Genomic DNA, 25,935 nt, shown 5'->3' with positions numbered 1-25,935 from the left:
GGGTAGCCGGGAGGGTTGTCGTTCCCCGCGTTGGGGGGGCCCGGGTACTCGGGAGGCTGGCTCATGTCCGTCCTAGCTGTCGGCTTTCGGCACACGGCAACTTAACAAATATGTGCCCGGGGCGCTCGCCCTGTTTTCCCGTGTCGGAGGCCCGCGTCGCGTCACGCCGACGTGGTATGCCTGAAACCGTGTCCGACGGTCTGTTCGACCTCCCCGGCCCGCCCCAGACGACCGACCAAGGCCTGGGCGAGTCGGTGGGTGCCCCGCTGGCCGTCCGGATGCGGCCGGCGTCCCTGGACGAAGTGGTCGGGCAGGATCACCTGCTGGCGGCGGGGTCGCCCCTGCGCCGCCTGGTCGAGGGCTCGGGCGTCGCGTCGGTCATCCTCTACGGTCCGCCGGGCAGCGGCAAGACGACGCTGGCCGCGCTGATCTCGCGGGCGACCGGCCGCCGGTTCGAGGCGCTGTCGGCGCTGTCGGCCGGGGTCAAGGAGGTCCGGGCGGTGATAGATCAAGCCCGAACCGCCCTCCTTCGAGGCGAGCAGACGGTCCTGTTCATCGACGAGGTGCACCGGTTCTCCAAGACCCAGCAGGACGCCCTGCTGTCCGCGGTCGAGAACCGGGTGGTGCTGCTGGTGGCGGCGACCACCGAGAATCCCTCCTTTTCCGTCGTGGCGCCGCTGCTGTCGCGCTCGCTGATCCTGCAGCTGCGCCCGCTGACGCCCGATGACGTCCGCGCCGTGGTGCAGCGCGCGATCGACGACCCCCGCGGGCTGGGCGGGCGGATCGGCGTGGAACCCGACGCCGTCGACCTCCTGGTGCGGCTGGCCGCCGGCGACGCCCGCCGCGCGCTGACCGCGCTGGAGGTGGCCGCCGAACCGGCTCAGGCGGCCAACGACCGCGTCACCGTCGAGACCATCGAGCAGTCGCTGGACAAGGCCGCCGTGCGCTACGACCGCGACGGCGACCAGCACTACGACGTGGTCAGCGCCTTCATCAAGTCGGTGCGCGGCTCCGACGTCGACGCCGCGCTGCACTACCTGGCGCGCATGCTGGTCGCCGGGGAGGACCCGCGGTTCGTCGCGCGCCGGCTGATGATCCTGGCCAGCGAGGACATCGGCATGGCCGACCCGACCGCGCTGCCGACCGCGGTCGCCGCCGCCCAGACCGTGGCGCTGATCGGCATGCCCGAGGCCCAGCTGACGCTGGCACACGCCACCATCCACCTGGCCACCGCGCCGAAATCCAACGCCGTCACCACCGCGCTGGCCGCGGCGATGGACGACATCAGGGCGGGCAAGGCCGGGCTGGTGCCGCCACACCTGCGCGACGGGCACTACGCCGGGGCGGCGGCGCTGGGCAACGCCCAGGGCTACAAGTACTCCCACGACGACCCGGATGGCGTTGTGCCCCAACAATATCCACCCGACGAGTTGGTGGGGGTGGACTACTATCGGCCCACCGGCCGCGGCGGCGAGCGGGAGATGGCCGGCCGGCTGGACCGGCTGCGGGCGATCATCCGGAGGAGGCGGCCATGAAGACGTTCACCGACGAGGAGATGGGCCGGCTGCTGCCCACCGCCAGGGAATACAGCGTCGTCATCCTCAAGCGCGGCCCACGCTTCGGCGACGAGTCGTCGCCGGGGATCATCTGGGAGCACGGCCGGCGCAACTTCGGGCTGCGCGACGACGGCGTGCTGGCGGTGGTGCTGCCGGTGACCGACGAGTCCGACGTCTGCGGTGTCGGGGTGTTCGCGGCGACGGTCGAGCAGACCACCGCCCTCATGGACGACGACCCCGGGGTGGCGGCGGGGGTCTTCACCTACCAGGTGCACCCCTGCCGCGGATTCCCCGGGGACGCCCTGCCCTAGAAACCGGGCCTAGACGAGCTCGGGCACCCGCAGGTGGGCGATCGCCAGCTCGAACTCGGCGACGTCGATCACCTCGGCGCCCAGGTCCCGCACGCGCCGGCTGCGCAGCTCGGTGGCCCGGTCGCGGTTGCGGGCCATCGCGTCCATGCTGTCGAACGTCGAGCAGGACACCGCTCGCCGGCACGCGGGGTGATCGACGAGCAGGCTGGCGCTGCAGAACCCGTCGAGCTGCTCCAGCTCCGGAAGCACCGCCGTCCGGTAGAAGTCCAGGGACCGGGTCAGCTGGTCGGGCACCACCTTGAGCCAGGTGGCCCGCACGCAGGCGCCGTCCTGCGAGTGGTGGTCGCGGTGCAGCAAAGCGATGTCCCACTCCTCGACCTTGGCGCTGCCGTCGAACATCAACGCGGTGCGGTCGCGGATCGGGGCCACCCGCTCGGCGCTGGCGCGCATCGCCTCCATCGTCTGCCAGGAGCTGGTGGCGATGCACCGGCCGGACTGGCGGTCCACTAACAACGACAACCCCACGTACCCGTCGATCTCCTGGAGCGCGGGCATCACGACATCGCGGACGTGGGCGATGCCGATGTCGACCGAAAGGGGTTGCGCCTGGATGGTGGTAGAGCGTGCGTACATGGTCGAGCCTCCCTGTCGGGGCTGTTTTCACTGCTATCTCCATGGACCCCGGTGGCGCCACCGGCCCCACACCAAATACCTTCCTCCTACCGCTGAGCGCCCGCAATGCCTTTCGGGCGCCGTGCCGCCGGTAGGCTGGAGCGGGTGCATACCGATGTGCTGGAGGTGGACACCGAGCGTCGCCGTGTCGTCGATGTGACCGACGCGGTGCGCCGGTTCTGCTTCAGCTACGGCGACGGCCTGTGCAACGTGTTCGTCCCGCACGCGACGGCCGGGGTCGCGATCATCGAGACCGGCGCCGGCTCCGACGACGACCTCGTCGACACGCTGGAGCGGCTGTTGCCCCGCGACGACCGCTACCGGCACGCGCACGGCTCGCCCGGCCACGGCGCCGACCACGTGCTGCCGGCGCTCGTCGCCCCGTCGGTGAGCGTGCCGGTCGTCGGCGGTGAGCCGCAGCTGGGCACCTGGCAAAGCATCGTGCTGGTCGACCTCAACCGCGACAACCCGCGGCGGTCGGTGCGGCTGAGCTTTTTGGAGGGTTAGCGGCCCCTTAGGCTGGAATCCCCGGGCACGACAACCAACAAGGAAGAAGCGAACGCAGTGCAGACACACGAGATCAGGAAGCGATTCCTCGATCACTTCGTGAAGGCCGGCCACACCGAGGTGCCGAGCGCCTCGGTGATCCTCGACGACCCCAACCTGCTGTTCGTCAACGCCGGGATGGTCCAGTTCGTGCCGTACTTCCTGGGCGCGCGCACGCCGCCGTATGCGACGGCCACCAGCATCCAAAAGTGCATCCGCACCCCCGACATCGACGAGGTGGGGATCACCACCCGGCACAACACCTTCTTCCAGATGGCCGGCAACTTCTCGTTCGGCGACTATTTCAAGCGCGGCGCGATCGAGCTGGCCTGGTCGCTGCTGACCAATCCCGTCGGGGATGGCGGATATGGCCTTGACCCCGAAAGGCTCTGGGCCACCGTCTTTTTCGACGACGACGAGGCGTACTCGCTGTGGCAGGAGATCGCCGGCCTGCCGGCGGAGCGGATCCAGCGCCGCGGCATGGAGGACAACTACTGGTCGATGGGCATCCCCGGGCCGTGCGGCCCGTCGTCGGAGATCTACTACGACCGCGGCGAAGAGTTCGGTGAGGGCGGCGGGCCGATCGCCAACGAGGACCGCTACGTCGAGCTGTGGAACCTCGTGTTCATGCAGAGCGAGCGCGGCGAGGGCACGTCCAAGACCGACTTCGAGATCCTCGGGCCGTTGCCCCGCAAGAACATCGACACCGGCATGGGCGTCGAGCGGGTGGCGTTCGTGCTGCAGGGCGTGCACAACGTCTACGAGACCGACCTGCTGCGGCCGGTGATCGACCTGGTGGCCACCCGCGCGCCCCGCGGGTACGACGAGGGCAACCACTCCGACGACGTCCGCTACCGCGTCATCGCCGACCACAGCCGCACCGCGGCGATCCTGATCGGCGACGGCGTCAGCCCCGGCAACGACGGGCGCGGCTACGTGCTGCGGCGGCTGCTGCGCCGGGTGATCCGTTCGGCCAAGCTGCTGGGGATCGAGGACCCGATCGTCGGCGACCTGATGGCCACCGTGCGCGACGCGATGGGCCCGTCGTATCCCGAACTCGTCACCGACTTCGACCGGATCCGGCGCATCGCCGTCGCCGAGGAGACCGCGTTCAACCGCACGCTGGCGTCGGGCTCGAAGCTGTTCGACGAGGTCGCCGGCGCCACCAAGGCGGCGGGCGCGAGCGTGGTGTCCGGTTCGGACGCCTTCACCCTGCACGACACCTACGGCTTTCCGATCGACCTCACCCTCGAGATGGCCGCGGAGGCCGGGTTGCGGGTCGACGAGATCGGCTTCCGGGAGCTCATGGCCGAGCAGCGCCGCCGCGCCAAGGCCGACGCCGCCGCGCGCAAGCACGCACACGCCGACCTGTCCGCCTACCGGGAACTGGTCGACGCCGGGCCCACCGAGTTCACCGGGTTCGACGAATTGACCTCCGAGGCACGGATCTTGGGCATCTTCGTGGACGGCAGGCGGGTGCCCGTCGTCGCCCACGGCGTGGAAAGAGACGGCGCGGGCGCGGACCGGGTCGAGCTGGTGCTGGACCGCACCCCGCTCTACGCCGAGTCGGGCGGGCAGATCGCCGACGAGGGCACGATCAGCGGGACCGGGGCCAACGAGAGCGCCCGCGCGGCGGTCACCGACGTGCAGAAGATCGCCAAAACCCTGTGGGTGCACCGGATCAACGTGGAGTCCGGGGAATTCGTGGAGGGCGACACCGTCGTCGCCGCAGTCGACCCGCGGTGGCGCCGGGGCGCCACCCAGGGCCACTCGGGCACCCACATGGTGCACGCCGCGCTGCGACAAGTGCTGGGCCCCAACGCGGTTCAAGCCGGGTCGCTGAACCGCCCGGGCTATCTGCGGTTCGACTTCAACTGGCAGGGTTCGCTTTCCGAGGAACAGCGCACCCAGGTCGAAGAGGTGACCAACCAGGCGGTCCAGGCCGACTACGAGGTGCACACGTTCATCGAGCAGCTGGACAAGGCCAAGGCGATGGGGGCGATGGCCATGTTCGGCGAGGCCTACCCGGACCGGGTCCGGGTGGTGGAGATCGGCGGCCCCTTCTCGTTGGAGCTGTGCGGGGGCACCCACGTGCACAACTCGGCCCAGATCGGGCCGGTGACGATCCTGGGTGAATCGTCGGTCGGTTCGGGGGTGCGCCGGGTGGAGGCCTACGTCGGGCTGGAGTCGTTCCGGCACCTGGCCAAGGAGCGCGCGCTGATGGCCGGTCTGGCGTCGTCGCTGAAGGTGCCCTCCGACGAGGTGCCGGCCCGGGTGGCCAACCTGGTGGAACGGCTCAAGGCGGCCGAAAAGGAGCTGGAGCGCGCCCGGCTGGCCAACGCCCGGGCCGCCGCGACCAACGCGGCGGCGGGCGCGGAGCGGATCGGTAACGTGCGTGTGGTGGCGCAACGGATGGCCGGGGGCATGACGGCGGCGGATCTGCGGTCCCTGGTCGGCGACGTGCGGGGCAAGCTGGGCAGCGACCCGTCCGTCGTGGCGCTGATCACCGAGGGTGAGGACGGGACGGTGCCCTACGCGGTCGCCGTCAACGCGGCCGCCCAGGACCTCGGGCTCAGCGCCAACGACCTGGTCAAGCAGCTCGGCGTGGCCGTGGAGGGCCGCGGCGGCGGCAAGGCCGACTTGGCGCAGGGCTCAGGAAAGGACCCGACCGGCATCGACGCTGCGCTCGACGCGGTGCGTTCCGAGATCGCCGTGATAGCGCGGGTCGGTTGAGTGGTCTCGACCCAGCACCGCCTCCCCGACAGGCCCGGCGATCCCGACGAGCATCGCCGGGGCCGGCGGCTCGGCATCGACGTCGGCAGCGTGCGCATCGGCGTGGCGGTCAGCGACCCCGACGGCATCCTGGCCACCCCGGTGGAGACCGTGCGCCGCGACCGCTCCGGGCGGCACGTACGCCGGCTGGCCGAGCTCGCCGCCGAACTGGAGGCGGTCGAGGTGGTCGTCGGGCTGCCGCGGACGCTGGCCGACCGGACCGGTCCGTCCGCCCGGGACGCCATCGAGCTCGCCGAGACGCTGGGCCGGCGGATCGCCCCGACGCCGGTGCGCCTCGCCGACGAGCGGCTGACCACCGTAAGCGCCCAGCGGTCGCTGCGGGCCGCGGGGGTGCGGGCCAGGCAGCAGCGCGCGGTGATCGACCAGGCGGCCGCCGTGGCGATCCTGCAGAGCTGGCTCGATGCGTGCCGGGAGGCCGCGCGTGGTTGACAGCGCACGCAGGGCGGGCCGCGTCGACCGGGCGGCGCGCCGGCGCGAAGAGCAGGGCAAGAAGCGGCGCCGCTTCGCCGGCCGCATCGCGCTCGTGGTTTTCGTCGTGCTCCTCGTGGCCGGCGTCTTCGTCGGTACCCGGCTGTGGAGCACGGTGTTCGGCACCGGCGAGGACTACAGCGGAAACGGCAAGCGCGACATCGTGATTCACGTGCAGGACGGCGACTCGACCACGATGGTGGGGCAGACGCTGCAGAACCAGCAGGTGGTCAAGACCGTCCGGGCGTTCGTCAACGCCGCGCACGGCAACAGCAAGATCGACTCGATCCAGCCCGGCTACTACCGGATGCGCACCGAGATCCCGGCGGCCAACGCGGTCGCGCGGCTGGCCGACCCGAACAGCCGGGTGGGGCGGCTGGTCATCCCGGAGGGCCGCCAGCTCGACGACACCACCGACATGAAGACCAACAAGGTCAACCCCGGCATCCTGACCCTGATCTCGCGCGCCACGTGCGTGGATCTCGACGGCAACCGCCGCTGCGTGTCGGTGGACGACCTGCGCGCGGCGGCCGCCCACAGCAGCCCCAAGGTGTTGGCCGTGCCGCCGTGGGCCGTCGAGCCGGTGACCGAGCTGGGCGCTGACCACCACCGGATCGAGGGCCTCATCGCGCCGGGGACCTTCAACGTCGATCCCGCGGCGCCGGCCCAGAGCATCCTGACGGAGCTGATCAGCGCGGGCGCCGTCGAGTACATGAAGTCCGGCCTGCTGGACACCGCGCAGTCCCTGAGCCTGTCGCCCTACGACATCCTGGTGGTCGCCTCGCTGGTGCAGCAGGAATCCAACTCGCAGGATTTCGCGAAGGTGGCGCGGGTCATCTACAACCGCCTGCACGCGCGCCACACGCTCGAGTTCGACTCGACCGTGAACTACCCGCTGGACCGCCGCGAGGTGGCCACCACCGACGCCGACCGCGCCCAGCGCACGCCGTGGAACACCTACGTGTCCGCGGGGCTGCCCGCCACGGCGATCTGCTCGCCGGGTATCGACGCGCTGCGCGCGGCCGAGCATCCGGAGCCGGGCGACTGGCTGTACTTCGTCACCATCGACGCCCAGGGCACGACGCTGTTCACGAAGGATTATCAGCAGCATTTGGCCAACATCGAGCTGGCTAAGCGCAACGGTGTCCTCGACTCAGCCCGTTAGGCGCGCTGCGCCAAAGGCGCACAGAAAAGCCGGGGTGCTCGGCTCGCCGGTCGCGCATTCCCGCTCCCCGGACCTGCACCTGGCCGCCTATCGCGCGCTGGGGCTGGACGGCTGGACGTACGAGCGCATCGAGTGCGGCGCCGAGGAGCTGCCGGGCGTGGTCGGCGGCTTGGGGCCGGAGTGGGTGGGCGTGTCGGTGACGATGCCGGGCAAGTTCGCCGCCCTGCGCTTCGCCGACGAGCGCACCGAGCGCGCCGCCGCGGTCGGCTCGGCCAACACCCTGGTGCGCACGCCGACGGGATGGCGCGCCGACAACACCGACATCGACGGCGTGGCCGGGGCGTTGGGCGCGGCGGGCCCCGTCTCCGGGCGGGCGCTGGTGTGTGGCTCGGGCGGCACCGCTCCGGCGGCGGTCGCGGGCCTGGCCCGGCTCGGCGTCGAGGGCATCACGGTGCTGGCCCGGGATCCGCACAGGGCGGCCCGGTTGGTCGAGCTCGGCGCGCGGCTCGGCGTGCCGACGCGGTTTTGCGCGCTGGGCGACCCGGATGCCAAGGCGCTGGCCGCCGAGGTCGCGGCCGCGCGGGTGCTGGTCAGCACCATCCCCGCGGACGCGGCCGCGCGCTACGCGGCGACGTTCGCCCCGGTCCCGGTGCTGCTGGACGCCGTCTACGACCCGTGGCCCACCCCGCTGGCCGCCGCGGTGGCCGCCGCGGGCGGCCGCGTGATCGACGGCCTGCAGATGCTGCTGCACCAGGCGTTCGCCCAGGTCGAGCAATTCACAGGGCTGCCCGCCCCGCGAGCGGCGATGGCGGCCGCGCTGGGCTAACGTGCGGCGCGTGGCGGCTGGGGCTTTGTTGCTGTGGCTGGGCGCGCTGAGCCTCTGCGACATCCGGCACCGGCGGCTGCCCAACGCGCTGACGCTGCCCGGGGCCGGTGTGATCCTGGCCGCCGCCGCCGCGACCGGGCATGGGCTGCCCGCGCTGGCCGGGGCCGCGGCGCTGGGCGCGCTGTATTTGTCGGTGCACCTCGCGGCGCCGTCGGCGATGGGCGCCGGCGACGTCAAGCTGGCGATCGGGCTGGGCGGGCTGACCGGCTGTTTCGGCGTCGACGCGTGGTTTCTGGCCGCCCTGGCCGCGCCGCTGGTCACCGCGCTGTGCGGCTTGGCCGGCCGGGCGCGCGGCGCGCGCTCGGTCCCGCACGGCCCGTCGATGTGCCTGGCCGCCGGGCTGGTCTTGCTGGCAAACCTGCGTTGAGTCTGCGCCCAGGGCGGCGGTTACTCGAACTTCTTCGCCCTGGACGCAGAGTCAACGGCCTGAACGCGCCATCGCACGGCCATGGGAGAATTGTCGGGTGTTGCGCTGGATCACCGCCGGGGAATCCCATGGCCGCGCGCTGGTGGCCGTGGTCGAAGGCATGGTCGCCGGCGTGGAGGTCACCTCCACCGAGATCGCCGACCAGCTGGCCCGCCGCCGCCTCGGCTACGGCCGCGGCGCGCGGATGAAGTTCGAACGCGACGCGGTGACCATCCTGTCCGGCATACGCCACGGCGTCACGCTGGGCGGGCCCGTCGCCATCGAGATCGGCAACACCGAGTGGCCGAAGTGGGAAACCGTGATGGCCGCCGACCCGCTCGACCCGTCGGCAGCGGAAGACCTGAAGAACTCGGCCCGCAACGAGCCGCTCACCCGGCCGCGCCCCGGCCACGCCGACTACGCGGGCATGCTCAAGTACGGCTTCGACGACGCCCGGCCGGTGCTGGAGCGGGCCAGCGCCCGCGAGACCGCCGCCCGCGTCGCGGCCGGCACCGTCGCGCGCGCCTTCCTGCGGCAGGCACTGGGCGTCGAGGTGCTCTCGCACGTCATCGCGATCGGCCCGTCGGCGCCCTACGACGGCCCGCCGCCGCGCCCGGAGGACCTGGCCGCGATCGACGCCAGCCCGGTGCGCGCGTATGACCAGACCGCGGAACAGGCCATGATCGCCGAGATCGAGGCCGCCAAGAAGGACGGCGACACCCTCGGCGGCGTCGTGGAGGTCGTGGCGCTGGGCCTGCCGGTGGGGCTGGGCTCGTTCACCAGCGGCGACAACCGGCTCGACAGCCAGCTGGCGGCGGCGGTCATGGGCATCCAGGCGATCAAGGGCGTCGAGATCGGCGACGGCTTCGAGACCGCGCGCCGCCGCGGCAGCCGCGCGCACGACGAGATGTACCCCGGGCCCGACGGCGTCGTCCGCTCGACCAACCGCGCCGGCGGGCTCGAGGGCGGCATGACCAACGGGCAGCCGCTGCGGGTGCGCGCGGCGATGAAGCCCATCTCCACGGTGCCGCGGGCGCTGGCCACGGTGGACATGGCCACCGGCGACGAGGCCGTCGCCATCCACCAGCGCTCCGACGTGTGCGCGGTGCCCGCCGCCGGCGTCGTGGTCGAGACCATGGTGGCGCTGGTGCTGGCGCGCGCGGCGCTGGAGAAGTTCGGCGGCGACTCGCTGGCCGAGACCCGCCGCAACATCGAGTCCTACCAGCGCGCGGTCGCCGACCGGGAATCGCCGGCCGCGCGGGGCACCGCGTGATGGCACCCAAAGCTGTACTCGTGGGCCTGCCGGGCTCGGGCAAGTCCACGATCGGACGGCGGCTGGCCAAGGCCCTCGACGTCGGCCTGCTCGACACCGACGCGGCGATCGAGCAGCGGACGGGCCGCACCATCGCCGACATCTTCGCCACCGACGGCGAACGGGAGTTCCGCCGCATCGAAGAGGCCGTCGTGCGGGCGGCGCTCGCCGAGCACGACGGTGTCGTCTCGCTCGGCGGCGGCGCCGTGACCACCCCCGGCGTACGCGAGGCGCTCGCCGGGCACACGGTCGTCTACCTCGAGATCGGTGCCCGGGAAGGGGTGCGGCGCACCGGCGGCAGCACCGTGCGCCCCCTGCTGGCCGCGCAGGACGACGCCGAGAAGTACTCGAAATTCAAGGCCCTGATGGCCGAGCGGGTCCCGCTGTACCGGCGGGTCGCGACCGTCCGGGTGGACACCAACCGTCGCAACCCCGGGGCCGTGGTCCGCCAGATCCTTTCCCGCCTGCCGGCGCCCCGAACCGGGGCCACCACATGAGCCGGGCCACCCCGCCGGTGACCGTGCACGTGGCCGTCGACCAGCCCTACCCGGTGATCATCGGTGCCGGCATGCTCGACGAGCTCGACGGCCTGCTGGCCGGCCGGCACCGGGTCGCGATCCTGCACCAGCCGGTGCTCGCCGACGCCGCCGAGACGATCCGAAGCCGCTTGGCCGACAACGGGATCGACGCGCACCGCGTCGAAATCCCGGACGCCGAGGCCGGCAAGGACCTGCCCGTCGTGGGATTCATCTGGGAGGTGTTGGGCCGCATCGGGATCGGCCGCAAGGACGCCCTGGTCAGCCTCGGCGGCGGCGCGGCCACCGACGTCGCCGGGTTCGCGGCGGCCACCTGGCTGCGCGGGGTCGACATCGTGCACGTGCCCACCACGCTGCTCGGCATGGTCGACGCGGCCATCGGCGGCAAGACCGGCATCAACACCGACGCCGGCAAGAACCTGGTCGGCGCGTTCCATCAGCCGCTGGCCGTCCTCGTGGATCTGGCGACGCTGAAAACGTTGCCGCGCAACGAACTCGTCGCCGGCATGGCCGAGGTGGTCAAGGCGGGCTTCATCGCCGACCCGGTGATCCTGGACCTCATCGAGGCCGACCCGCAGGCCGCGCTGGACCCGGCGGGCGACGTGCTGCCGGAGCTGATCCGGCGCGCGATCGTTGTCAAGGCCGAGGTCGTGGCCGCCGACGAGAAGGAGGCCGAGCTGCGCGAAATCCTCAACTACGGCCACACTTTGGGGCACGCCATCGAACGCCGCGAGGGCTACCGGTGGCGGCACGGCGCCGCGGTGTCGGTGGGGCTGGTGTTCGCCGCGGAGCTCGCCAGGCTCGCCGGCCGGCTCGACGACGACACCGCCCGGCGCCACCGCACCATCCTGACCGCGCTCGGCCTGCCGGTCAGCTACGACGCGGACGCGCTGCCGCAGCTGCTGGAATACATGGCGGGGGACAAGAAGAGCCGGGCCGGCGTGCTCCGGTTCGTCGTCCTCGACGGGCTGGCCAAGCCGGGCCGGCTGACCGGACCGGACCCGGCGCTACTGGCGGCCGCGTATGGCGGGCTAGCGGGACTGGAGGCCACATGACCACCGCCGTCAACGTGCTCAACGGCCCCAACCTCGGCCGGCTCGGCCGGCGCGAGCCCGGCGTGTACGGTGACACCACGCACGACGAGCTGGCCGCGCTGATCGAGCGCGAAGCGACCGCCCTTGGCCTCAAAGCCGTTGTGCGGCAAAGCGACAGCGAGGCGGAGCTGCTGGACTGGATCCACCTGGCCGCCGACGCCGGCGAAGCGGTGATCCTCAACGCCGGCGGTCTGACCCACACGTCGGTGGCCCTGCGGGATGCGTGCGCCGAACTGCGGGCTCCGCTGATCGAGGTGCACATCTCCAATGTGCATGCGCGCGAAGAGTTTCGGCGTCACTCCTACATCAGCCCGGTGGCGACGGGAGTGATCGTCGGGCTGGGAGTCCAGGGCTACCTGCTGGCCCTGCGCTACCTCGCGTCTGAAACGTAGACGCCGCGAGGGCCTAGCTCGACTTCGGGCCGCGCTTCGCGTCGGGGTCGTCGGTGCGGATGACCTCGGTCTTGGCGTCGTCGGTCGACGTCGGGATCGTTTCGGTCGGCGCCTCGTGCCCGGCGGTCGGGATGGATTCCGTCGAGGCCTCGCGTTCGGCCGTCGCGACCGCGCCGGTGCGCTCCTCGGCCTGGGCCCCCGCGGTGGGGATCTCGCCGGTCGGCGTCTCGTCGCCGCGCACTGCCGAGAACACGTCGGTGTCGGCGCGTTCGTCGTCGGCGCCGCCGCGGGGCCGGGGCGGCGGGTTGCGGTCGATCCGCCAGCGGCCCACGGCCACACCGATGATCCCGGGCACGAAGACGAGCAGCGCGGTGAACGCCGCGAACGTCGTCACCTCGTTGATGAGCCCACCCGTGTACAGCCCGTCGTACACCCAGGCGATGAGCCAGGACACAAAGCCGCCGAGGATGCCGGCGACGAGGCCGGCCAGCAGCCACGTCATCGCCAGGTCCCCCCTGCGATCCGGGTCCGGGTTGGCCCTTGCGTCGGCGCGGCCGTCGATCACACCCCAGATGACGACCCCGATCACGAACAAGAGCAGCAGCACCACGCTGATCAACGCGGCCTGCGTCTGCCACGCGTTGATCAGCGCACCTTGAATCAAACGGACGACCACCATCGCCGCAGCGAACACCAATCCGCGCAGCATCCAGTTCCTCATGGAGCAAAAGCGTAGCGAGTACCGTCAAGGGTCGTGACACATTCCCAGCGGCGAGACAAGCTGAAAGCGCAAATCGGGGCCGGCGGACTGGACGCGATGCTGGTCACGGACCTGGTCAACGTCCGCTATCTGTCGGGATTCTCCGGATCCAACGGCGCGTTGCTCGTGTTCGCCGACGACCGCGGCCCCGTGCTGGCCACCGACGGCCGGTACCGGACCCAGGCGGCCAAGCAGGCGCCCGATCTCGAGGTCGCCATCGAGCGGGCCGTCGGGCGCTACCTCGCGGGCCGCGCCGGCGAGGCCGGCGTGGGCAAGCTGGGCTTCGAGAGCAACGTGGTCACCGTCGACGGTTTCGACGCGCTGCGCGGCGAGCTCAGCGAGCGCAACGCGACCACCGAGCTGGTGCGGGCCGCGGGGACCGTCGAGGCGCTGCGCGAGGTCAAGGACGCCGGCGAGGTGGCGCTGCTGCGCCTGGCCTGCGAGGCGGCCGACGCCGCGCTGGCCGATCTCGTCGAGCGCGGCGGCCTGCGACCCGGCCGGACCGAACGCGAGGTGAGCCGCGAGCTGGAGTCCCTGATGCTCGACCACGGCGCCGACGCGGTCTCGTTCGACACCATCGTGGCCGCCGGGCCGAATTCGGCCATCCCGCACCACCGCCCGACCGACGCGGTGCTGGCCGAAGGCGACTTCGTCAAGATCGACTTCGGCGCGCTGGTCGCGGGCTATCACTCCGACATGACCCGCACCTTCGTGCTCGGCAAGGCCGGTAAGGCCGCGGCGTGGCAGCTGGAGATCTACGAGCTGGTCGCCGAGGCGCAGCGGGCCGGCCGGGAGGCGCTGGAACCCGGAGCCGCCCTGCGCGACGTGGACAACGCCGCGCGCCGGCTGATCGCCGACGCGGGCTACGGCGAGAATTTCGGCCACGGGTTGGGGCACGGCGTGGGCCTGCAGATCCACGAGGCGCCGGGAATCGGTGCGACGTCCACCGGGACGCTGCTCGCGGGCTCCGTGGTGACGGTGGAGCCCGGCGTGTATCTGCCGGGCCGCGGCGGTGTCCGCATCGAGGACACGTTGTTCGTGGCCGACGGGCGGGCCCCCGAATTGCTGACCCGGTTCCCCAAGGAATTGGCGATCCTGGCCTAGCGGGCGCCAGCACCTACGGGGAGCTGGAGCCACCGGCACCGCCGCAGGGCACCGCCGTCGGCAAGCCTTGTGACGCGGCCCGCTATCAAGACCCCCGGGTAAGGTGTAGCGAGTGCCCGCCTGCTGGCAGCGGCGGATGCAGCAGACTACTGCTCGCAATTCCCTGGATAACTGGCCTTCGTTTAGGAGATGTACCGATCGTGGCGACGACTGCCGATTTCAAGAACGGACTGGTGCTGGTGATCGACGGCCAGCTGTGGCAGATCGTCGAGTTTCAGCACGTCAAACCCGGCAAGGGCCCGGCCTTCGTGCGCACCAAGCTCAAGAACGTGCTGTCCGGGAAGGTGGTCGACAAGACGTACAACGCCGGGGTGAAGGTGGATACCGCCACCGTCGACCGGCGCGACACCACCTACCTCTACCGCGACGGCTCGGACTTCGTGTTCATGGACAGCCAGGACTACGAGCAGCACCCCCTGCCCGAGTCCCTGGTCGGCGACGCCGCCCGGTTCCTGCTGGAGGGCCTGCCGGTGCAGGTGGCGTTCCACGACGGGGCGCCGCTGTACATCGAGCTGCCGGTGGCGGTCGAGCTGGAGGTCACCCACACCGAGCCGGGCCTGCAGGGCGACCGCTCCAGCGCCGGCACCAAGCCCGCCACGCTCGAGACGGGCGCGGAGATCCAGGTGCCGCTGTTCATCAACACCGGGGACAAGCTGAAGGTGGACTCCCGCGACGGCAGCTACCTGGGCCGCGTCAACGCGTGAGCGGGCCGCATGCCTGCTAGGGGGCGCCATCAGGCCCGCAAGCGCGCCGTCGACCTGCTGTTCGAGGCCGAGGCGCGCGGGCTCAGCCCGGCCGAGGTCGTCGACGTGCGCACCGCGCTGGCCGGCGCGAAGCGGGACGTGGCGCCGCTGCACCCCTACACCACCGCGGTGGCCCGCGGCGTCGGGGAGCACACCGCCCACATCGACGACCTGATCGCCTCGCACCTGCAGGGCTGGACGCTGGACCGGCTGCCCGCGGTGGACCGGGCCATCCTGCGGGTGGCGGTGTGGGAGCTGCTCTACGCCGACGACGTGCCCGAGCCGGTCGCCGTCGACGAGGCCGTGCAGCTGGCCAAGGAGCTGTCCACCGACGAGTCGCCGGGCTTCGTCAACGGGGTGCTGGGCCAGGTCATGCTGGTGACCCCGCAGATCCGCGCGGCGGCCAGGGCGGTCCGGGGTCCCCGGGAAACGTGACCCGCCTGGAGCTGCGCGTTGTCATCGCCGCGGTGTTGGCGGCGACGGTGGTGCTGGGCGGCGTCGTGTGCGCCGCCTACGGCTGGGCCATCGCGGCGTCGGCGCTGGCGATCTACGCGCTGGGCGTCGGCGCCTGGCTGTGCCACTCGGTCGAGCGGCTGATCCTGGCCCGCCGCGTCAGCACGGTCCGCTCGGCGGCCCGGCCGCTGCAGCCGCTGCTGCCGGTGATGGCCGCCCTGATGGGCCTCACGCAGGCCGTGGTGCGCTCGCTGAGCGACGTCACCGCCCTGCCGGTGCGCTGGCGCGGGCCCGACCGCTGAGCGGTGGAGAAATCCTCCCGAGGCGCCCGGAGGCGGGCACAATAACCACATGAGTCCCGACAGGGCCCGCCCGCGACGACTTCGTGTGTCCGCGCTGGCGGCCGTGGCCAACCCGTCGTATACGCGCGTCGACACCTGGAACCTGCTCGACGACGCGTGCCGTCGCCTGTGCGAGGTCGACCTCGCCGGGCTGGACAAGGCCCACGACCTCGCCCGGGTGAAGCGCCTGATGGACCGCATCGCCGCCTACGAGCGCTACTGGCTGTACCCGGGCGCGGCCAACCTGGAGACGTTCCGCGCCCACCTGGAGAGCCTTTCGACGGTGCGCCTCGCCGAGGAGGTGTCGCTGGCCGTGCGGCTGCTGAGCGAATACGGCGACCGCGCGGGGCTGTTCGACACGTCCGCGCCGCTGGCCGAGCAGGAGCTGGTCGCCCAGGCCAAACAGCAGCAGTTCTACACCGTGCTGCTCGCCGACGATTCCCCGGTCACCGCGCCCGACAGCCTCGCCGAATGCCTGCGGGCGCTGCGCAACCCGTCCGACGAGGTGCAGTACGAGCTGCTCGTCGTGGGCAGCATCGAGGACGCCATCACCGCGGTCGCCCTCAACGGCGAAATCCAGGCGGCGATCATCCGCCACGATCTGCCGCTGCGGTCGCACGACCGGGTGCCGCTGATGAACACGCTGCTGGGCGCCGCGTGCGACGACGTGGTCGCCGCCGGCACCCAGGACTGGGTGGAATGCGCGGAATGGATCAGGGAGCTGCGGCCGCACATCGACCTCTATCTGCTCACCGATGAGTCGATCGCCGCGGAGACCGAGGACGAGCCCGACGTCTACGACCGCACGTTCTACCGGCTCAACGACGTCACCGACCTGAACAGCACCGTGCTCGCCGGCCTGCGCAACCGTTTCGCCACACCGTTTTTCGACGCCCTGCGCGCCTACGCGGCGGCCCCCGTCGGGCAGTTTCACGCGCTCCCCGTCGCGCGTGGCGCCAGCATCTTCAACTCGAAGTCGTTGCAGGACATGGGCGAGTTCTACGGCCGCAACATCTTCATGGCCGAGACGTCGACCACCTCCGGCGGGCTGGACTCGCTGCTGGACCCGCACGGCAACATCAAAAAGGCGATGGACAAGGCGGCCGTCACCTGGAGCGCCAACCACACCTACTTCGTCACCAACGGGACGTCGACCGCCAACAAGATCGTCGTGCAGGCGCTCACGCGCCCGGGCGACATCGTGCTGATCGACCGCAACTGCCACAAGTCGCACCACTACGGCCTGGTGCTGGCCGGGGCGTACCCGCTGTATCTCGACGCCTACCCGCTGCCCGAGTACGCGATCTACGGGGCGGTGTCGCTGCACACCATCAAGAAGGCGCTGCTGGATCTCGAGGCGGCCGGCCAGCTGGACCGGGTGCGCATGCTGCTGCTGACCAACTGCACCTTCGACGGCGTCGTCTACAACCCGCGCCGGGTGATGGAGGAGGTGCTGGCGATCAAGCCGGACATCTGCTTTTTGTGGGACGAGGCGTGGTACGCGTTCGCGACGGCGGTGCCGTGGGCCCGGCAGCGGACCGCGATGGTGTCCGCCGAGCGCCTCGAGCAGATGCTGGCGTCGCCGGAATACGCTGCGGAATACCGGGATTGGGCCGCGGAGATGGAGGGTGTCGAGCGGTCGGAGTGGCTCGAGCGGCGCCTGCTGCCCGACCCCGCCCGCGCGCGGGTGCGGGTGTACGCGACGCACTCGACGCACAAGTCGCTGTCGGCGCTGCGGCAGGCGTCGATGGTCCACGTCCGCGACCAGGACTTCAAGGCGCTGACCCGCGACGCGTTCGGCGAGGCGTTCCTGACCCACACGTCGACCTCGCCCAACCAGCAGCTGCTGGCGTCACTGGACCTGGCCCGCCGGCAGGTCGACATCGAGGGCTTCGAGCTGGTCCGCAACGTGTACAACATGGCGCTGGTCTTTCGGCACCGGGTGCGCCGGGACCGCTTGATCAGCAAGTGGTTCCGCATCCTCGACGAGTCCGACCTGGTGCCCGACGAGTTCCGGGCGTCGTGCGTCAGCTCCTATCGCGAGGTGCGCCAGGGGGCGCTCGCCGAGTGGAACGAGGCGTGGCGGTCCGACCAGTTCGTGCTCGACGCCACGCGGGTCACCCTGTTCGTCGGGGACACCGGGATGAACGGGTACGACTTCCGCGAGAAGATCCTGATGGACCGGTTCGGCATCCAGATCAACAAGACCTCGATCAACAGCGTGCTGCTGATCTTCACGATCGGGGTCACCTGGTCCAGCGTGCACTACCTGCTCGACGTGCTGCGGCGCATCGCGACCGACTTCGAGCGCAGCCAGAGCGCCGGCGGCAAGGAGGACCGCGCCCTGCAGCGGCGGCGGGTCGAGGAGATCACCGAGGACCTGCCGCACCTGCCCGACTTCAGCGAGTTCGACGTGGCCTTCCGCCCCGTCGACGCCTGCAAGTTCGGCGACATGCGGTCGGCGTTCTACGCCGGCTACGACGAGTCCGACCGCGAGCACGTGCTGATCGGCATGGCGGGGCGACGGCTGGCCGAGGGCAAGACCCTGGTGTCGACGACGTTCGTGGTGCCCTACCCGCCCGGCTTCCCGGTGCTGGTGCCCGGGCAGGTGGTCTCCAAGGAGATCGTGTACTTCCTGGCCCAGCTCGACGTCAAGGAGATCCACGGCTACAACCCCGAACTCGGGCTGTCGGTGTTCACCGAGGAGGCGCTCGCGCGGATGGAGGCCCAGCGCAACGCGGCGGCCGCGGCGGTGGGTTCGGCGTACCCGGCGTTCGAGCTGCCCGCCGATGCCGCCGCTGCCTCCGCCGCCTCCACCGTCTCGGTGCGCAACGGCGACGGCGCCGTCGCGGCGGTCGGCGAAGCGGAGCGCTGAGCCGCCGCTCGGCCTGGACAAGGCGGACCCGCGCCTCGTCACGCGCGCGTCCGGTTTCGCTCACCGGGATCGCAAAGGCGGGGCCCGCCCCCTGGTGGCGCAATGGCGCACCGCCCGCGGGTTTGTGCTGGTCGCACCCGAATCGCGCCCGGCGCAATGCATTGAGCCGCCCCGGAGGGCCCCGCTTGCGCGCCCCGGGGGGGCCCGCCCCGGGGGTTAGCGTGGCGGCGTGGCGCATCCGATACCGATTGGCGGACCCCGGGCCGACCGTGCCCGCCGGGTCGCCGACGTGCTGCGCCAGCAGATCCACGCCGGGGCCTACATGGACGGCCTGCCCGGCGAATTTGCGTTGGCGGCGGAATTCTCGGTGTCGCGCAACACCGTTCGGGAGGCGCTCACCGTCCTCAAACGCGAAGGTCTCATCGACCGCGGGCCGCGCGTGGGCACCCACGTCGCGCAGCGCAAGTACGCCCACGGGCTTGACGCGCTGCTGGGTCTGAAGGAGACGTTCAAGGACCTCGGCGAGGTGCGCAACGAGGTGCGCGCCGCCATGCCGGTGGCCGCGCCTCCGTCGGTGGCCCGCCGGCTGCGGCTGGCACCGGGGGAGCGGGCGGTGTTCGTCGAGCGGTTGCGCTACCTGGGCGATCTGCCGCTCAGCCTGGACCTGACCTACCTGGTCCCCGACATCGGCACGCAAATTTTGGACCATCCGCTGGAGACGGACGACCTGTTCGCGCTGATCGAGCAGGTGAGCGGGCGGCGGCTGGGTTCGGCGTCGCTGGGGCTGGAGGCGATTCCCGCCGACGCGCACTCGGCGGCCACGCTGCAGGTGCCCGACGGGGCGGCGCTGTTGATGCTGGAGCGTCTCACCAGCCTCGACGACGGCAGACCCGTTGACTTGGAGTACATCCGGATGCGCGGTGATCGAATCACCATGCGCGGCAATCTGACCCGGCCGAGCCGATGAGGAGCAAGCAATGACGCTGGTCAACCACCGCGCCGACGTGCCGGTCACGATCGACGAGTCGCTGTGCATCGACGGCTGCACGCTGTGCGTGGAGGTCTGCCCGCTGGACGCGCTGGCCATCGACCCCGGCACGGGGAAGGCCTACATGCATGTCGACGAATGCTGGTACTGCGGCCCGTGCGCGGCCCGCTGTCCCACCGGCGCCGTCACCGTCAACATGCCGTATCTCTTGCGCTGAAATCACCGCTGAAATCACAAGGCCCCCAATGGAAAACAATGCCCGCCGGCTGCTGTCGGCGCTTGCCGCGGCCGCCCTGGTCGTCGTCCTGGTCTCCGGGTGCTCGCTCGAATCGCTGACGCGGTCCTCCAACGTGGTCAGCGTCGTGGTGGGATACCAGTCCAAGACCATCAACACCGTCACCGCGGGTACGCTGCTGCGCGCGCAGGGCTACCTGGAGCGTCGCCTCGCCGACATCACCACCCGCACCGGGACCCGCTACGCCGTGCGGTGGCAGGACTACGACACCGGCGCCCCGATCACCGCGCAGATGCTGGCCGAGAAGATCGACATCGGCTCGATGGGCGACTACCCGATGCTGATCAACGGCTCCAAGACGCAGGGCAACCCGCGGGCCCGCACCGAGATGGTGTCCGTCACCGGCTACAACCCCAAGGGCGCGTTGAACATGGTTGTGGTGAGCCCGGACTCGCGCGCCGCCGCGCTGGCCGACCTGGCCGGCGCCAAGGTGTCGGCCAGCGTGGGCTCGGCCGGTCACGGAACGCTGGTGCGCGCGCTGGCCCGGGCCGGCGTCGCCGGGGTGGAGGTGCTCAACCAGCAGCCGCAGATCGGGGCCTCCGCGCTGGAATCCGGCCAGGTGCAAGCGCTTTCGCAGTTCGTCGCCTGGCCCGGGCTGCTGGTCTACCAGGGCAAGGCCAGGTTGCTCTACGACGGCGCCGAGCTGAACCTGCCCACCCTGCACGGCGTCGTGGTGCGCCGCTCCTACGCGTCCGCCCACCCCGAGGTGCTCGCGGCCTTCCTGCAGGCGCAGCTGGACGCCACCGATTTCCTCAACCAAAAGCCGCTGGAGGCGGCGCGCATCGTCGCCCAGGCGAGCGGGCTTCCGCAGGAGGTGGTGTACCTCTACAACGGCCCTGGCGGCACGTCGTTCGACACCACGCTGAAACCGTTGCTGACCGACGCGCTGAAAAGCGATGTGCCCTACCTGAAGTCGATCGGCGACTTCGCCGATCTCGACATCGGAAACTTCGTCGTCGACGGGCCGTTGCGCGCGGTGTTCGGCGCCCGCGGGCTCGACTACGACGCCGCGCGGGCGCGCACCGCGAACCCGTCGCCGCTGCGCGGTGATCCCGCCCGGGCCAGCGAACTGTGGCTGGACGGCGCCGACACGACGCAGACGGTGGCGGATCCCACCGGCCTGCTGCAGGCGATCAGGGACGCGACGGCCCGCGGCGCCAAGGTGCGTGCGGCCTACGTCCCCGACACCGAGCTCGGCACCCGCTGGTTCGCCGACAAGGCGGTCTGGGTGCGCGACGGGACCGCGTACTACCCATTCGGAACGTCGGCCGGGGCGCGCCGCTACGTCGCAGCGCATCGAGGCAGCGTCGCCGTGAATTACCGACAAGCACTGGGAGGTTCGGTATGACCGCCGAGTTGGGCGAACGCGTCGGGGCCGCCCCGCCGCGCGCCGCGGTGGCGGGGCCCGCCCCGCGGTCCTCGGCCTTCAGATCGTCACCGTGGCGGTCGCGGCTGCTGCGGCTGGCGTCGGTGGCCGCCGCGGTCGGGCTGTGGCAGGCGCTCACCGCCGGCAAGGCGCGGCTGCTGCTGCGGTTCGACACGCTGCCCACCGTCACCGAGATCGCGCACGCGCTGGGGCGCCGGCTCGGCGCAGGAGAGTACTGGCTCGACCTGGCGCAGTCGTTGCTGCGGATTCTCACCGGTTTCGGGCTGGCCGCCGTGATCGGCGTTGCGACCGGCGTGCTGCTGGGCCGCTCCCGGCTGTTCGCCGACACGTTCGGCCCGCTGGCGGAACTGGCCCGGCCCATCCCCGCCATCGCGATGGTGCCGGTGGCGATATTGCTGTTTCCGACGGACGAGGCCGGCATCGTGTTCATCACCTTCCTCGCGGCCTTCTTCCCGATCATGGTCAGCACCCGGCACGCGGTGCGGGCGCTGCCCACCCTGTGGGAGGACTCTGTGCGCACGCTGGGCGGCGGCCGGTGGCAGGTGCTCGGCCAGGTGGTGCTGCCGGGCATCCTGCCCGGCGTGTTCGGCGGCCTGTCGGTGGGCATGGGGGTGGCCTGGATCTGCGTCATCTCCGCCGAGATGATCTCGGGCCGGCTGGGAGTCGGCTACCGCACCTGGCAGGACTACACCGTCCTGGCCTACCCGCAGGTGTTCGTCGGGATCATCACGATCGGCGTGCTGGGCTTCGCGACGGCGGCGGCCGTCGAGCTGGTGGGCCGAAGGGTGACGCGGTGGCTGCCGCGCGCACAGGAGGAGGGCAGATGACCGTCGGGATGAGCCTCGAGCTGGACCGAGTCCGGTTGTCCTACACCGGAAAACCCGTCATCGACGGGCTGAGCCTGGCGGTGCGGCCGGGGGAGATCCTGGTGCTCACGGGGCCGTCGGGGTGCGGCAAGTCGACCGTGCTGCGCGCGCTGGCCGGCCTGCTGGCACCCGAGGACGGCCGGGTGCTGGCCGACGGCGCCGAGGTCAACACCACCTCGGGCGACCGCGGCATGGTGTTCCAGGACAACGCGCTGCTGCCGTGGCGCACGGTGCGGTCCAACATCGAACTGGCGCTGCGCCTGCGCGGCGAGCCCAGGGCCACCCGGCGCGCGGCGGCCGAACGCTGGATCTCCGAGCTCGGGCTCACCGGTTTCGGCCACTTCCTGCCCAAGAGCCTGTCCGGCGGGATGCGCCAGCGCGTCCAGCTCGCCCGCGGCCTGGCCGGGGCGCCGCGCGCGGTGATGATGGACGAGCCGTTCGGGGCGCTCGACACCCAGACCCGCGCGGCCATGCAGCGGCTGCTCATCGACACCTGGCGCACGCACCCGACGACGATCGTCTTCGTCACCCACGACGTCAACGAGGCGCTGGCGCTGGGGGATCGGATCGTCGTGCTGGGCCGGGTGGGCGAGCCACCCCGCGCGTCGATCGAGGTGCCCGATCCACGCAGCGACGCGCCCGCCGCGGAGTTGTTCGCGCAAGTCGTTGCGGCGCTTGATCATTCGGTGGCCGCATGACGCGGATTCCCGATCCCGCGGCCCCGCTGCGCCTGGACTGCGACGTGCTGGTCATCGGCGGGGGCACCGCGGGCACCATGGCGGCGCTGTCGGCCGCCGAACACGGCGCGCGGGTGCTGCTGCTGGAGAAGGCCCACGTGCGGCACTCCGGCGCGCTGGCGATGGGCATGGACGGGGTGAACAACGCCGTCATCCCGGGCAAGGCCGAGCCCGAGGACTACGTCGCCGAGATCACCCGCGCCAACGACGGAATCGTCAACCAGCGCACCGTCTATCAGACGGCGTCGCGCGGGTTCGCCATGGTGCAGCGGCTGGAGCGCTACGGCGTGAAGTTCGAGAAGGACGAGCACGGCGAGTACGCGGTGCGCCGGGTGCACCGCTCGGGCTCCTATGTGCTGCCCATGCCGGAGGGCAAGGACGTAAAGAAGGCCCTGTACCGGGTGCTGCGGCAACGCTCGATGCGGGAGAAGATCCGCATCGAAAACCGGCTGATGCCGGTGCGGGTGCTCACCGAGAGCGGCCGGGCCGTCGGCGCCGCCGCACTGCACACGCGCACCGGGGAATTCGTGGCCGTCGGCGCCAAGGCGGTGATCCTGGCCACCGGGGCGTGCGGGCGGCTCGGCCTGCCCGCGTCGGGCTACCTGTACGGCACCTACGAGAACCCGACCAACGCCGGCGACGGGTACGCCATGGCCTACCACGCGGGCGCGGAGCTGTCGGGAATCGAGTGCTTCCAGGTCAACCCGCTGATCAAGGACTACAACGGTCCGGCCTGCGCGTATGTGGCCAACCCGTTCGGCGGCTACCAGGTCAACGCGCACGGGGAGCGGTTCGTCGACTCCGACTACTGGTCGGGGCAGATGATGGCCGAGGTCAAAACCGAGATCGACTCCGCGCGCGGGCCCATCTACCTCAAGGTGTCGCACCTGCCCGACGAGACGCTGACCGCGCTGGAGAACATCCTGCACACCACCGAGCGCCCGACCCGCGCCACCTTCCACGCCAACCGAGGCCACGACTACCGCACCCACGACGTGGAGATGCACATCTCCGAGATCGGTTTGTGCAGCGGTCATTCGGCGTCGGGGGTATGGGTCGACGAGCACGCCCGCACCACGGTGCCCGGGCTGTACGCCGCCGGGGATTTGGCCTGCGTCCCGCACAACTACATGATCGGGGCGTTCGTGTTCGGTGACCTCGCCGGCACCCACGCCGCGTCGGTGTGTGCGGAAGCCGCCGCGCCCCAACGGCTTCCGGCCGACCAGCTGCGCGAGGCCCACGAGCTGATCTACCGGCCGCTGCGGCACCCGGATGGCCCGCCGCAGCCGCAGGTCGAATACAAGCTCCGGCGTTTCGTCAACGACTATGTGGCGCCGCCGAAGACGGCGGCCAAGCTGTCCATCGCGGTGCGCACGTTCGAGCGGATGCGCGAGGAGATCGCCGAGATGGGCGCGCGCAACCCGCACGAGCTGATGCGCGCCGTGGAGGTGTCGTTCATTCGGGACTGCGCCGAGATGGCCGCCCGGTCGTCGCTCACCCGGACCGAATCGCGCTGGGGCCTCTACCACGACCGAGCCGACCTGCCGGGCCGCGACGATGGCCAATGGGGCTATCACCTCAACCTGCGCAAGGACGCGGGTGGCTCGATGGTGTTCCTCAAGCGGCCCGTCGCGCCGTATTTCGTCCCCGTCCCGGAGCTCGAGGGCCTGCCGCCGACGGACCAGGCCGTGCACGAGGTGGAACAGCCCGCGCTGATCGGCGGGCAGGCCCCGGCCACCGCCCGGTCCCGGATCGCCTCGCCCGCAAAGGCGTTCGAGCCGCCCTCGCCGCGCATCGCCGAAGTCCTCGCCCTCGAGGAGCCGACGATCGCCGATCTGGGCCGGTACCTGGCCGACGCCGATCCCGGGGTGCGCCGCACCGCGGTGGCCACGCTGACCGAGCACATCCCCGACGGCTACGCGCCCGCCCTGTTCGAGGCGCTCGACGACGTCGACACCGGGGTGCGCCACATCGGCGCCGAGGGCATCCGCGAACTGGTCGAGGTGTTGCCCGAGCCGGCCCGGGCCGAACCGTATCTTCGTTCGGCCGACACGGTGGTGCGCGCCGCCGCCGTCTACCTGCTGGCCGCGCGCCGCGCCGGCGACGCCGGGCAATACCGGCGCGCGCTGACCGACCCCGACCATCGGGTGCGGATCGAGGCCGTGCGGGCGCTGGTGTCGGTCGACGACGTGGCCGGGGTGGTCACGGCCACCGGCGACGAGAGCCGGGAGGTCCGGATCGCGGCGGCCGCGGGCCTGGCGACGCTCGGGGACGGCGCGCACGCGGTGAGCGCGCTGCTCGCCGACCCCGACCCGCTGGTGCGCGCCAGCGCGCTGGCCGCCCTGGGCGAACTGGGTTGCGGCCCGGACGATCTCGCCGCCGTCGAGCGCGCCCTGCGGGCGCCGGCGTGGCAGGTGCGCGAGGGCGCGGCGCGCGCGCTGACGGGCGCGGCTGCCGAGGTGGCCGTCCCGCGCCTGGCCGAGGCGCTGGGCGACGCGCACCTCGACGTGCGCAAGGCGGCCGTGCTCGGCCTGACCCGGTGGGCGTGCGAACCGGCGGCGCGCGACGCGCTGGGCATCGCGCTCAAGGACGGCGACGCCGACGTGCGCGCCTACGCGCGCCGGGCGCTGGAGAAGGCCGGGCGGTCAGCGCAGGATCCTGGCATATAGCAGGCTGTCCTGGGGTTCGGGACCCATGGTGGGGTAGACGGCGTGCCGGGCCAGCCGCCCCTCCAGCACGAAGCCGGCGTGCTCGAGCAGCCGCGCCGAGCGTTCGTTGTCGGGGCTGCACGTCGCCCAGACGCGGTACACCGTGGGATCGGCGTCGAGCGCGGTCAGCAGCAGCTCGAGCACCTCGGACATGTAGCCCTTGCCCCACCACCGGCGGCCCAGGCAGTAGCCGATCTCCACCGAGTGCGGCACCGGACGCCGGCAGCTGGTCAGGCCGATGACGTCGCCGCGGTGCTTCAGCGCGATGGCCCAGGTCCGCTCGTCGTCGCCGGTGTTGAGCTTTTCGGTGATCACCCGCCTGGTCGCCGCCACGTTGGGGTGCGGCGCCCACAGCAGGTACTTGGTCACCGCCGGGTCGCGCGCGACCCGCTGGAAGAGAGCGCCCGCGTCGTCGAGCACCGGCGGGCGCAGCAGCAGCCGCGGCCCGGCGATGCGGTCGGGCGGGTAGCCGACCATCGCG

24 protein-coding genes and 2 pseudogenes are annotated in these 25,935 nt (G+C 71.6%); 23 read left to right on the top strand and 3 right to left on the bottom strand.

Annotated elements, in window-relative coordinates; all coding sequences use genetic code 11:
- Positions 1-176 precede the first annotated feature (176 nt).
- Together BST11_RS16300 and BST11_RS16295 are read left to right on the top strand one after the other, a co-directional pair.
- Positions 177-1,535, top strand: a complete 1,359-nt coding sequence (locus tag BST11_RS16300) for a replication-associated recombination protein A (protein ID WP_083138967.1) — start codon at positions 177-179, stop codon at positions 1,533-1,535.
- Positions 1,532-1,867: a YciI family protein gene (locus BST11_RS16295; protein ID WP_083138966.1), complete on the top strand. Its 336-nt coding sequence runs from the start codon at positions 1,532-1,534 to the stop codon at positions 1,865-1,867. Before BST11_RS16300 ends, BST11_RS16295 begins: the two co-directional genes overlap by 4 nt.
- Before the next feature lie 9 nt (positions 1,868-1,876).
- Here the strand turns inward: BST11_RS16295 and BST11_RS16290 are convergent, their stop codons facing one another.
- Entirely contained in the window at positions 1,877-2,500 is a 624-nt protein-coding gene (locus tag BST11_RS16290; protein WP_083138965.1) for a hypothetical protein, read from the bottom strand.
- A 156-nt stretch (positions 2,501-2,656) separates the two neighbouring features.
- Between BST11_RS16290 and BST11_RS16285 the strand changes: the two genes are divergently transcribed.
- The 10 genes from BST11_RS16285 to aroQ all read left to right on the top strand — a co-directional run bounded on the left by BST11_RS16285 (position 2,657) and on the right by aroQ (position 12,137).
- Positions 2,657-3,046: a secondary thiamine-phosphate synthase enzyme YjbQ gene (locus BST11_RS16285; protein WP_211284727.1), complete on the top strand. Its 390-nt coding sequence runs from the start codon at positions 2,657-2,659 to the stop codon at positions 3,044-3,046.
- Between the two features lie 57 nt (positions 3,047-3,103).
- Positions 3,104-5,818, top strand: a complete 2,715-nt coding sequence (gene alaS, locus BST11_RS16280; RefSeq protein WP_083138963.1) for an alanine--tRNA ligase — start codon at positions 3,104-3,106, stop codon at positions 5,816-5,818.
- Positions 5,819-6,307, top strand: a complete 489-nt coding sequence (gene ruvX, locus BST11_RS16275; protein WP_083138962.1) for a Holliday junction resolvase RuvX — start codon at positions 5,819-5,821, stop codon at positions 6,305-6,307. It begins immediately after the preceding gene.
- Positions 6,279-7,511 carry an endolytic transglycosylase MltG gene (locus BST11_RS16270; protein ID WP_083138961.1) on the top strand — a complete coding sequence of 411 codons (1,233 nt, stop codon included), beginning with the start codon at positions 6,279-6,281 and terminating at the stop codon, positions 7,509-7,511. The genes ruvX and BST11_RS16270 overlap by 29 nt, the downstream gene beginning before the upstream one ends.
- A complete protein-coding gene (locus tag BST11_RS16265; RefSeq protein WP_083138960.1) occupies positions 7,489-8,337 on the top strand; it encodes a shikimate dehydrogenase in 849 nt (282 codons plus the stop codon). The genes BST11_RS16270 and BST11_RS16265 overlap by 23 nt, the downstream gene beginning before the upstream one ends.
- 10 nt (positions 8,338-8,347) lie before the next feature.
- The gene (locus BST11_RS16260) at positions 8,348-8,764 is read left to right on the top strand and encodes a prepilin peptidase (protein ID WP_083138971.1); all 417 of its coding nucleotides are present in this window, start codon (positions 8,348-8,350) and stop codon (positions 8,762-8,764) included.
- A 97-nt stretch (positions 8,765-8,861) separates the two neighbouring features.
- Complete coding sequence (gene aroC, locus BST11_RS16255) at positions 8,862-10,076, top strand: chorismate synthase (protein ID WP_083138959.1); 1,215 nt, start codon at positions 8,862-8,864, stop codon at positions 10,074-10,076.
- Positions 10,076-10,612 carry a shikimate kinase gene (locus tag BST11_RS16250; RefSeq protein WP_083138958.1) on the top strand — a complete coding sequence of 179 codons (537 nt, stop codon included), beginning with the start codon at positions 10,076-10,078 and terminating at the stop codon, positions 10,610-10,612. The genes aroC and BST11_RS16250 overlap by 1 nt, the downstream gene beginning before the upstream one ends.
- Positions 10,609-11,706 carry a 3-dehydroquinate synthase gene (gene aroB, locus BST11_RS16245; RefSeq protein WP_083138957.1) on the top strand — a complete coding sequence of 366 codons (1,098 nt, stop codon included), beginning with the start codon at positions 10,609-10,611 and terminating at the stop codon, positions 11,704-11,706. The genes BST11_RS16250 and aroB overlap by 4 nt, the downstream gene beginning before the upstream one ends.
- Positions 11,703-12,137 (top strand): type II 3-dehydroquinate dehydratase, encoded by a 435-nt coding sequence (aroQ, locus tag BST11_RS16240; protein ID WP_083138956.1) that lies wholly within the window; start codon positions 11,703-11,705, stop codon positions 12,135-12,137. The genes aroB and aroQ overlap by 4 nt, the downstream gene beginning before the upstream one ends.
- A 13-nt stretch (positions 12,138-12,150) precedes the next feature.
- Here aroQ and BST11_RS16235 read toward each other — a convergent pair whose 3' ends face one another.
- A complete protein-coding gene (locus BST11_RS16235) occupies positions 12,151-12,858 on the bottom strand; it encodes a B-4DMT family transporter (protein ID WP_211284726.1) in 708 nt (235 codons plus the stop codon).
- Positions 12,859-12,891: 33 nt separating this feature from the next.
- On the opposite strand from BST11_RS16235, the gene BST11_RS16230 reads away from it, so the two are divergent.
- The 11 genes and pseudogenes from BST11_RS16230 (at position 12,892) to BST11_RS16180 (ending at position 25,415) form a co-directional block, all read left to right on the top strand.
- Positions 12,892-14,001: a M24 family metallopeptidase gene (locus tag BST11_RS16230; protein ID WP_083138954.1), complete on the top strand. Its 1,110-nt coding sequence runs from the start codon at positions 12,892-12,894 to the stop codon at positions 13,999-14,001.
- 200 nt (positions 14,002-14,201) lie between these two features.
- Entirely contained in the window at positions 14,202-14,765 is a 564-nt protein-coding gene (gene efp / locus BST11_RS16225) for an elongation factor P (protein ID WP_083138953.1), read from the top strand.
- Positions 14,766-14,774: 9 nt separating this feature from the next.
- On the top strand, positions 14,775-15,239 hold the full coding sequence (gene nusB / locus BST11_RS16220; protein WP_083138952.1) for a transcription antitermination factor NusB: 465 nt from the start codon (positions 14,775-14,777) through the stop codon (positions 15,237-15,239).
- Positions 15,236-15,544 (top strand): annotated as a pseudogene (locus BST11_RS16215) (antitermination protein NusB); the annotation flags it as partial. The gene nusB and the pseudogene BST11_RS16215, both read left to right, overlap by 4 nt.
- Positions 15,545-15,608: 64 nt before the next feature.
- Entirely contained in the window at positions 15,609-18,473 is a 2,865-nt protein-coding gene (locus BST11_RS16210; RefSeq protein ID WP_083138950.1) for an aminotransferase class I/II-fold pyridoxal phosphate-dependent enzyme, read from the top strand.
- A gap of 229 nt (positions 18,474-18,702) precedes the next feature.
- Positions 18,703-19,454 (top strand): annotated as a pseudogene (locus tag BST11_RS16205) (GntR family transcriptional regulator).
- Entirely contained in the window at positions 19,451-19,678 is a 228-nt protein-coding gene (locus tag BST11_RS16200; RefSeq protein ID WP_083138948.1) for a 4Fe-4S dicluster domain-containing protein, read from the top strand. The pseudogene BST11_RS16205 and the gene BST11_RS16200 overlap by 4 nt, the downstream one beginning before the upstream one ends.
- Before the next feature lie 28 nt (positions 19,679-19,706).
- The gene (locus BST11_RS16195) at positions 19,707-21,104 is read left to right on the top strand and encodes an ABC transporter substrate-binding protein (protein ID WP_083138947.1); all 1,398 of its coding nucleotides are present in this window, start codon (positions 19,707-19,709) and stop codon (positions 21,102-21,104) included.
- Complete coding sequence (locus BST11_RS16190; RefSeq protein WP_083138946.1) at positions 21,101-21,970, top strand: ABC transporter permease; 870 nt, start codon at positions 21,101-21,103, stop codon at positions 21,968-21,970. Before BST11_RS16195 ends, BST11_RS16190 begins: the two co-directional genes overlap by 4 nt.
- Complete coding sequence (locus BST11_RS16185) at positions 21,967-22,707, top strand: ABC transporter ATP-binding protein (protein ID WP_083138945.1); 741 nt, start codon at positions 21,967-21,969, stop codon at positions 22,705-22,707. Before BST11_RS16190 ends, BST11_RS16185 begins: the two co-directional genes overlap by 4 nt.
- Positions 22,704-25,415, top strand: a complete 2,712-nt coding sequence (locus BST11_RS16180) for a fumarate reductase/succinate dehydrogenase flavoprotein subunit (protein WP_083138944.1) — start codon at positions 22,704-22,706, stop codon at positions 25,413-25,415. Before BST11_RS16185 ends, BST11_RS16180 begins: the two co-directional genes overlap by 4 nt.
- Here BST11_RS16180 and BST11_RS16175 read toward each other — a convergent pair.
- Positions 25,392-25,931: a GNAT family N-acetyltransferase gene (locus BST11_RS16175; RefSeq protein ID WP_083138943.1), complete on the bottom strand. Its 540-nt coding sequence runs from the start codon at positions 25,929-25,931 to the stop codon at positions 25,392-25,394. The two genes, BST11_RS16180 and BST11_RS16175, sit on opposite strands and share 24 nt — an antisense overlap.
- Positions 25,932-25,935 lie beyond the last annotated feature (4 nt).

This window comes from Mycobacterium alsense (genome assembly GCF_002086635.1).
In the GTDB taxonomy this organism is placed as follows: domain Bacteria; phylum Actinomycetota; class Actinomycetes; order Mycobacteriales; family Mycobacteriaceae; genus Mycobacterium; species Mycobacterium alsense.
The sequence above is the reverse complement of the archived record's forward strand: the minus strand, read 5'-3'. Positions and strand labels throughout refer to the sequence as shown.

What these genes read in the sequence shown, in the direction of transcription:
- BST11_RS16270 (WP_083138961.1), top strand. Translation starts at nt 6,279, where the DNA reads ATGCGTGCCGGGAGGCCGCGCGTGGTTGACAGCGCACGCAGGGCGGGC.
- BST11_RS16250 (WP_083138958.1), top strand. Translation starts at nt 10,076, where the DNA reads ATGGCACCCAAAGCTGTACTCGTGGGCCTGCCGGGCTCGGGCAAGTCC.
- BST11_RS16290 (WP_083138965.1), bottom strand. Translation starts at nt 2,500, where the DNA reads ATGTACGCACGCTCTACCACCATCCAGGCGCAACCCCTTTCGGTCGAC.
- BST11_RS16295 (WP_083138966.1), top strand. Translation starts at nt 1,532, where the DNA reads ATGAAGACGTTCACCGACGAGGAGATGGGCCGGCTGCTGCCCACCGCC.
- BST11_RS16175 (WP_083138943.1), bottom strand. Translation starts at nt 25,931, where the DNA reads ATGGTCGGCTACCCGCCCGACCGCATCGCCGGGCCGCGGCTGCTGCTG.
- BST11_RS16185 (WP_083138945.1), top strand. Translation starts at nt 21,967, where the DNA reads ATGACCGTCGGGATGAGCCTCGAGCTGGACCGAGTCCGGTTGTCCTAC.
- nusB (WP_083138952.1), top strand. Translation starts at nt 14,775, where the DNA reads ATGCCTGCTAGGGGGCGCCATCAGGCCCGCAAGCGCGCCGTCGACCTG.
- BST11_RS16195 (WP_083138947.1), top strand. Translation starts at nt 19,707, where the DNA reads ATGGAAAACAATGCCCGCCGGCTGCTGTCGGCGCTTGCCGCGGCCGCC.
- aroB (WP_083138957.1), top strand. Translation starts at nt 10,609, where the DNA reads ATGAGCCGGGCCACCCCGCCGGTGACCGTGCACGTGGCCGTCGACCAG.
- BST11_RS16190 (WP_083138946.1), top strand. Translation starts at nt 21,101, where the DNA reads ATGACCGCCGAGTTGGGCGAACGCGTCGGGGCCGCCCCGCCGCGCGCC.
- aroQ (WP_083138956.1), top strand. Translation starts at nt 11,703, where the DNA reads ATGACCACCGCCGTCAACGTGCTCAACGGCCCCAACCTCGGCCGGCTC.
- BST11_RS16200 (WP_083138948.1), top strand. Translation starts at nt 19,451, where the DNA reads ATGACGCTGGTCAACCACCGCGCCGACGTGCCGGTCACGATCGACGAG.
- BST11_RS16180 (WP_083138944.1), top strand. Translation starts at nt 22,704, where the DNA reads ATGACGCGGATTCCCGATCCCGCGGCCCCGCTGCGCCTGGACTGCGAC.
- BST11_RS16235 (WP_211284726.1), bottom strand. Translation starts at nt 12,858, where the DNA reads ATGAGGAACTGGATGCTGCGCGGATTGGTGTTCGCTGCGGCGATGGTG.
- BST11_RS16210 (WP_083138950.1), top strand. Translation starts at nt 15,609, where the DNA reads ATGAGTCCCGACAGGGCCCGCCCGCGACGACTTCGTGTGTCCGCGCTG.
- BST11_RS16300 (WP_083138967.1), top strand. Translation starts at nt 177, where the DNA reads ATGCCTGAAACCGTGTCCGACGGTCTGTTCGACCTCCCCGGCCCGCCC.